Origin of the sequence: Pseudomonas sp. GL-B-26 (genome assembly GCF_019947405.1) — a bacterium.
In the GTDB taxonomy this organism is placed as follows: Bacteria; Pseudomonadota; Gammaproteobacteria; order Pseudomonadales; family Pseudomonadaceae; genus Aquipseudomonas.
Window position 1 is genome coordinate 21,223 of sequence record NZ_JAGYGJ010000069.1, and the last position, 6,324, is coordinate 27,546.

The following is a 6,324-nucleotide window of genomic DNA, read 5'->3' on the forward strand; positions in this document are numbered from 1 at the left end:
CGAATACGGTATGACATTCGGCACTGATGTTGACTGACCCACCGCTTTCGCGAGCAAGCCCGCTCCCACAGGGTTTTGTGTTCAGCAATTCGATCAATGCAACACGAAATAAAGGAGAGTTCTCATGTCGGGAACGACTCTACTGATCAACCTCGCGGGCACCATTGCATTGTTGCTGTGGGGCACGCACATGATTTCTTCGGCGCTGTTGCGCGGCTTCGGCACGGCACTGCGCCACTGGATGGGCCGGCACCTCAACCACCGCTGGCTGGCCCTGCTCGCGGGCATCGGCATCACCGGCGTCTTGCAAAGCAGCACCGCCGTCAGCCTGATGGCCACCTCGTTCACCGCCGCCGGCACCCTGGGCCTGGCCCCGGCGCTGGCGGTGATGCTCGGCGCCAACATCGGTTCGACCCTGGTGGTGCAGCTGCTCAGCGCTGACATTTCGATCCTTACACCCATCGTTTTACTGACCGGCCTGACCGTCTTCCGGCTGCGGGATGACTCGCGTTTCGAGAGCGTCGGCTGTGCATTGATCGGTCTGGGGCTGATGCTGATGGCCCTGCATATGCTCGGCTCGACACTGGCCGACGTGGAAGGCACACCCGTGTTCCAGCTGATCATGCAAAGCCTCGACGGCGACCTGCTGATTGCGCTGCTGGTAGCGCTGATCCTTACCTGGCTCTGCCATTCGAGCGTGGCCGTGGTGCTGCTGATCGTGTCCCTGGCCGCCACCGGAATGCTCTCGGCAACGACCATCGTCGCGCTGGTGCTCGGGGTGAACATTGGCGGTGCGTTACCGTCGGTGATCAATGCCGGCTCAAACGTCGGCCGGCGCCTGCCCCTCGGCAATCTGCTGGTGCGGGCCTTGGGCGCGGCGGTGGTGTTGCCCTTGGCCGGGTGGCTGGCATCGCTGAATCTCGATCCGGCGGCGCTGGTGGTTTACTTGCACACCGGCTTCAACCTTTTGCTGGCGCTGGTGTTCATCGGTTTCACTGAGCCCATGGCCAGACTGCTGACTCGCCTGTTGCCGGAGCCGGCGCGGGATGTCGATCCGGGCATGCCGCGCTACCTCGACGAAGCCGGGCTGGAGGTCGCCAACATCGGCCTGTCCAACGCCGCCCGCGAAGCCCTGCGCATCGCCGACATGCTCTCGGCCATGCTTGAGCGCACGCTGCAGCTGTTCCATACCTCGGCGCCGGCCTGTGCCGATGAGGTGCGGCGCATCGATCAATCCACGGACCTGTTGAGCGCGGCGATTCGCGCCTATCTGGCGGACATTGGCCAGGAAGGCATCAGCGACAGCGATGCCGATCGCGCCCAGGAAATCCTCACGTTTGTGATCAACCTCGAACACGCCGCGGACATTCTTTCCAGCAGCCTCACGCAGGTGGCCATGCGCCGCTTGCGCCGCGGTGAACACTTTTCGGTGTTCGAATTGCGCAACATTGCGCCGTTGCACGAGGCGCTGCTGGAAAGCCTGAGCCTGGCGATCACCGTGTTCCTGCGCGAAGACATTGCCACCGCGCACCAGTTGATCAGCCGCAAGGAGAGCGTCCGGCGACTCGAAGCCGACGCCAGCCGTCAGCACTTTCGCAAACTGCAGGAGGACAAAAACACCTGGGCTGAATCCGGCGACATCTTTCAGCGCGTGCTGCGTGACTATCGTCGGGTACACCACCACATCGCCGCCCTCGCCTATCCGCTGCTGGAACGGGCGGGTGAGCCGTTGGGCGATGATCAGACCAAGGAGGCCTCGCCATGCGCGTCCTGATTTGTGCCGGCCGCCATTACGCCGACAGCCGCCAATGCCGCGGCGTGCTCGACGCCTTCCAGCGCCTGTACCCGGTGCAGGTGCTGATCCATGGCGGCAATCAATACCTGGGCGCCGACATCGAGGAATGGGCCCGTGAACACGGCGCCGACATCGTGCGCTACCCGCCCAACTGGCAACGCCACGGCAAACTGGCCGAACGCTTGCGCAACCACTTCATGCTGCACGACAGCCGCCCCGACGTGGTCATCGCCCTGCCCGGCGGTAAAGACACTGAAGAACTGGTCGCACAGGCTCGGGGGAAGGGTTTGCAAACGTTATCGCTAGCGAATTGGGGCTAAATCCAGGATCTGTCAGTAAAAGAGGAACCCTGTGGGAGCGGCGAGGGGTTGGGCTTTTTCAGGCGCAGGCTTTGGACTGATAACGCATCGGCAGGGAACTCCTGACGACCGCCACGCATCCTACAGATGAGATACTTCCTTTTTTGCTTCACGCTTTCAGAGGACACCGTCATGCGCCGTCTGATTATCATCTCTTCACTAGTGCTTTGTTTGCCCGTTGGTTCAGCCATGGCCGATGTAGATGCAAAAGATGTCGCCACGTCAGCCGGGGTATCCGCATCGCTGTATTCGACGTTCAAGGATGACAAACGGGTGATTCCGGCTCGGGATGACGCCTCCAGCTTCGTTGCCAGTGGCGGCGCGATTCGTGGTGTTTATCTGGAGTCGTACTTAAAGCAGATTCGTCAGGAAAATCCCGGCCTCAACGCCAGCGACGAAGACCTGGCCAGAGCAATCCTCGTCCAGGAAGGCGTAGCTGCGGGTCAATAAAGGCTGAAAAAGTAACGGTGGGGCTTGCGGGACCCGGATAGCGTTTGCAGCCCTACCTTGTTTCAGCACCGGTGGATAATCGCGCCCAACCCGCCACCAGTTGCGCGCTGATGCTCACGCCACCGCACACCACAATCACCACATCATGGGCGCCGGCAATCGCCGGATGGTCCAGGTACCCAATCGCTAACGAAACACCGCACGCCGGTTCGACCAACTGACGCAGATCATTGGCGTAACGGACCACGCCCATGATCGCCTCGTCATCGCTGAGCACCACGCACTCGTGGGGGAAATCGAGGATGTGCTGCACCGGCCAGGCAGCCACCAACGTAGCGCCGAGCGACCTGGCGACCGTATCGATCCGGGGGAATATGACCGGATGTCCGGCACTGACAGCGGCTGCAAAAGACGCAGAGCCCTGGGTTTCACACGCGATGATCCGGCAGTCCATGCGTTTGTGGCGGATCAATCCGGTGAGAATCCCCGCCAGCAATCCTCCGCCCCCTACCGACATCACGAGCGCATCGACCTGAGGGCAATCCTCGAGGATTTCATCGACCATCGTGCTGTGCCCTTCCCACAGCACCGGGTGATCGAAGGCTGGCACATATTCGGTGTCCGCGCCCTGCGCGAGTTCCTTGGCCCGTAGATTGGCTTCGTCCCAGACCTTGCCATGGACGATCACCTCGGCACCGGTTTTCCTGATCCGTGCGCGAGTGGTTTCCGGCGTGGTGTTCGGCACCACAATGCAGGCTTTCAATCCCAGTCTGGCGGCAGCCACGGCGGTGGCAAACCCGGCATTGCCGCCGGAAGGACAGATCACTTTGCGTTTCCCTTGCGCCGCCGCCTGGCTGCACAAAAGCCCTATGCCGCGAAGTTTGAACGAGCCGCTGGGTTGCAGGTTTTCCAGCTTGAGCCAGATTCGTCGGGCTGGGGTCGACAGGTCTGGATGCAGAATCAAGGGCGTTCTGATGTGAAGCATGGTGGTGCTCCTTAAGGGTGAACGGTCCTAATCCAAGCTTAGTTCACCCTGCCCGGCGGCTACCGCTTCAGCGATAACGCGGTGCTGCCGTGGAATTGCCGAACAAGCCTGAAAGCGTCTGGCGCTGGGCTTCGTAGGCGTCCCATTGGTCGCCTTGGTGCAGGCCAGGAATGGTCACCACTTCGCCTTGCGCCAGGCCCGTCAGCGCGGCATCGACCATGTCCTGGGCAGACATCACGATCTCTTGCGGCAGGTTTTCCACCGGGTTGCCGGCCTCGCTCCAGAAGTCGGTGGCAGTGGCGCCTGGTAATACGGCCTGGATGCGAATGCCTTTGTCGGCCAGTTCGCGGTGCATGGATTGACTCAGGCCGAGGACAAACGCCTTGGTGCCGCCATACACGCCGTTGAGAATTTCCGGGGCGATGGCAACGATCGAGGAGATATTGATCACAGTCCCTGCGCCGCGAGCGACGAAGCCTGGCACCACCGCGTAAGCCAGGCGCATCAAAGCGGTCACGTTGAGGGTGATCATGTCTTCCATGTCATCCACGGGGCTGCCGAGCAGCGGCATGACAGCGCCGACCCCGGCGTTGTTGACCAACAGGGTGATACTGGCGTCGGAGCGTAGAATTTCTTCTACCCGCCGCACGTCGGCCTTGTCTTTCAGATCGGCGGCGACCACTTCCACGGCGCGGCCGGTTTCGTTACTCAGGTGGTTGGCCAGGGCGTTCAGTTTTGCCTGGCTGCGGGCGACCAGAATCAGGTCGTAACCCTGCCGGGCGAGACGGTCGGCATACACCGCGCCGATGCCCGAAGAAGCGCCAGTGATCAGAGCGGTACCTTTGGATGAGAGGGCCATGTCGATTTCCTTCACAGTGAGGCGATAACGTCGCCGGGTGTGAACCGTTATAAAGGGTCTAACGCCCGTCTCAAATGACGTTTAAAGTACGTTTTTCGGACATGACCTTTTGAGGACATCTCGATGACTTCCGTGGCGTTTGTAGTGTTTGAAGGGTTCCAGTCCATGGCGCTGGCCGCCATGCCGGTGTTCGAGTACGCCAACTTCAGCGCTGGCGAAGCGCTTTATGACGTCAGCGTATTGTCCGAAGACGGCCGTACATTGCGCGCTTCCGGTGGGCTGAGCGTCGGCACCGAGGCCTTTGGTGAGCGGGTGTTTGACACGGTGATTGTGGTGGGTGGCGATGCCATCCTCGAGCAGGCACCCGAGGGCGTGCTGACTTACCTGCGCGACAGCGTTAAAACCGCACGGCGCACGGCGTCGATCTGCTCCGGGGCGTTCGTCCTGGCCCAGGCCGGTTTGCTCGACGGACGGCGCGCCACCACCCACTGGGCTTATGCACGGGAGCTGCAAGCGCGGTTTCCGTCGATCAAGGTTGAAGAAGATCGCATCTACGTCGTCGACGGCTCGATCTGGACCTCCGCCGGGATGACCGCCGGCATCGACCTGGCGCTGGCCATGGTGGAAAAGGATCACGGCGCCGCGCTGGCCCGTTCCGTGGCGCAGAAACTGGTGATGTACCACCGCCGCGCGGGCGGCCAGTCGCAGCACTCGGCGCTGCTGGAACTGGAAGCGAAATCCGACCGCATTCAAACCGTCCTTGGCTATGCGCGAGAACACCTCACCGAGACGTTGTCGGTGGAGCAACTGGCGGACGTCGCGCGCCTCAGCCCTCGGCAGTTCAGCCGGGCTTTCCGGGCGGAAACCGGTCAATCACCGGCCAAAGCCATCGAGAACCTGCGCCTGGAAGCCGCGCGGCAGATGCTGGAACGCGGGCGCCTGACCCTCGATCAGATCGCCGAAGAATCCGGCTTCAGCGACTGCCGCCGCATGCGCGAAGCCTTCCTGCGGGCGTTCGGGCAGCCGCCGCAGGTGATTCGGCGTAATGCCCGTTCGGCGTAGATCGCAGCCTGCGGCAGCTCCTACAATGAACGGTGTCAGGTCCGTTTGTGGAGGTGTAGATGAAAATCTCGGCCAAACTGGCGTTTTTCGCCGTTGTCTCCACCCTCGCCTACCTTGGGCTCGCGGTATGGGGGCTTGGCGGATTCTCGGCGTTTTTCTCTCATGCACCGCTGGTGGTCATTGTTTTTGCCACTTTGGTGATGGCCATCGCGTCCTTGTTCACTGAGGTCAACCTGAGTTCCGGCGAACGAGAAGACCGGGCCAATCGTTGGGTGCTGCCGGTGTTCGGGGTGATCGGTTTATTGAGCGGGTACCTGCCGGCCTACACCGACCGGATCGATTTCTGGACCTTTGGTGGCGAAGGTGTGCGCTGGCTCGGGGCGTTGCTGTTCATCATCGGCGGCACGCTGCGGCTGTGGCCGGTGTTTGTGCTGGGCAAGCGTTTCAGTGGACTGGTGGCGATTCAGCCGGGGCACACGCTGGTCACCGACGGGATTTATCGCACCTTGCGCAACCCCAGTTATCTGGGGCTGATGATCACTGCAGTGGGCTGGGCCCTGGCCTTTCGCTCCGGCGTTGGCCTGTTGCTGGCCGCGGTGACGCTAATCCCGCTGATCGCCCGCATTCACGCCGAAGAAGGGCTGTTACGGGCGCAGTTCGGCAGTGAATATGAGGCTTATTGCGCCCGCAGTTGGCGGTTGATTCCCGGGGTTTACTGAAACAAACACAACTCTAATGTGGGAGCGGGCTTGCTCGCGAATGCGGTGTGTCAGGCACATCGATGGCGAATGACACACCGCCTGTCCCTTATACA

At 61.7% G+C, this 6,324-nt stretch carries 7 protein-coding genes; 5 read left to right on the forward strand and 2 right to left on the reverse strand.

Features of this window, described 5'->3' with window-relative positions:
• Positions 1-124 precede the first annotated feature (124 nt).
• From KGB23_RS28490 to KGB23_RS28500, 3 genes are all read left to right on the forward strand, one after another.
• Complete coding sequence (locus KGB23_RS28490; RefSeq protein ID WP_223433469.1) at positions 125-1,774, forward strand: Na/Pi cotransporter family protein; 1,650 nt, start codon at positions 125-127, stop codon at positions 1,772-1,774.
• On the forward strand, positions 1,762-2,115 hold the full coding sequence (locus KGB23_RS28495) for a DUF2493 domain-containing protein (protein WP_223433470.1): 354 nt from the start codon (positions 1,762-1,764) through the stop codon (positions 2,113-2,115). The genes KGB23_RS28490 and KGB23_RS28495 overlap by 13 nt, the downstream gene beginning before the upstream one ends.
• Positions 2,116-2,286: 171 nt before the next feature.
• Positions 2,287-2,604, forward strand: coding sequence for a DUF2388 domain-containing protein (locus KGB23_RS28500; protein ID WP_223433471.1), 318 nt, complete (start codon positions 2,287-2,289; stop codon positions 2,602-2,604).
• Positions 2,605-2,656: 52 nt separating this feature from the next.
• On the opposite strand, the gene KGB23_RS28505 is transcribed toward KGB23_RS28500, so the two are convergent.
• Positions 2,657-3,589: a pyridoxal-phosphate dependent enzyme gene (locus KGB23_RS28505; RefSeq protein ID WP_223433472.1), complete on the reverse strand. Its 933-nt coding sequence runs from the start codon at positions 3,587-3,589 to the stop codon at positions 2,657-2,659.
• 67 nt (positions 3,590-3,656) lie between these two features.
• Entirely contained in the window at positions 3,657-4,448 is a 792-nt protein-coding gene (locus KGB23_RS28510) for an SDR family NAD(P)-dependent oxidoreductase (protein WP_223433473.1), read from the reverse strand.
• A gap of 123 nt (positions 4,449-4,571) precedes the next feature.
• Here KGB23_RS28510 and KGB23_RS28515 point away from each other — a divergent pair, with 123 nt between their 5' ends.
• Both KGB23_RS28515 and KGB23_RS28520 read left to right on the forward strand, forming a co-directional pair.
• Entirely contained in the window at positions 4,572-5,510 is a 939-nt protein-coding gene (locus tag KGB23_RS28515; RefSeq protein WP_223433474.1) for a GlxA family transcriptional regulator, read from the forward strand.
• A gap of 59 nt (positions 5,511-5,569) precedes the next feature.
• Positions 5,570-6,229 carry a methyltransferase family protein gene (locus tag KGB23_RS28520; RefSeq protein WP_223433475.1) on the forward strand — a complete coding sequence of 220 codons (660 nt, stop codon included), beginning with the start codon at positions 5,570-5,572 and terminating at the stop codon, positions 6,227-6,229.
• Positions 6,230-6,324 lie beyond the last annotated feature (95 nt).

Bases quoted from the DNA above. Each gene is read 5' to 3' on its own strand.
- KGB23_RS28490 (WP_223433469.1), top strand. From the start codon at position 125: ATGTCGGGAACGACTCTACTGATCAACCTCGCGGGCACCATTGCATTG.
- KGB23_RS28495 (WP_223433470.1), top strand. From the start codon at position 1,762: ATGCGCGTCCTGATTTGTGCCGGCCGCCATTACGCCGACAGCCGCCAA.
- KGB23_RS28500 (WP_223433471.1), top strand. From the start codon at position 2,287: ATGCGCCGTCTGATTATCATCTCTTCACTAGTGCTTTGTTTGCCCGTT.
- KGB23_RS28505 (WP_223433472.1), bottom strand. From the start codon at position 3,589: ATGCTTCACATCAGAACGCCCTTGATTCTGCATCCAGACCTGTCGACC.
- KGB23_RS28510 (WP_223433473.1), bottom strand. From the start codon at position 4,448: ATGGCCCTCTCATCCAAAGGTACCGCTCTGATCACTGGCGCTTCTTCG.
- KGB23_RS28515 (WP_223433474.1), top strand. From the start codon at position 4,572: ATGACTTCCGTGGCGTTTGTAGTGTTTGAAGGGTTCCAGTCCATGGCG.
- KGB23_RS28520 (WP_223433475.1), top strand. From the start codon at position 5,570: ATGAAAATCTCGGCCAAACTGGCGTTTTTCGCCGTTGTCTCCACCCTC.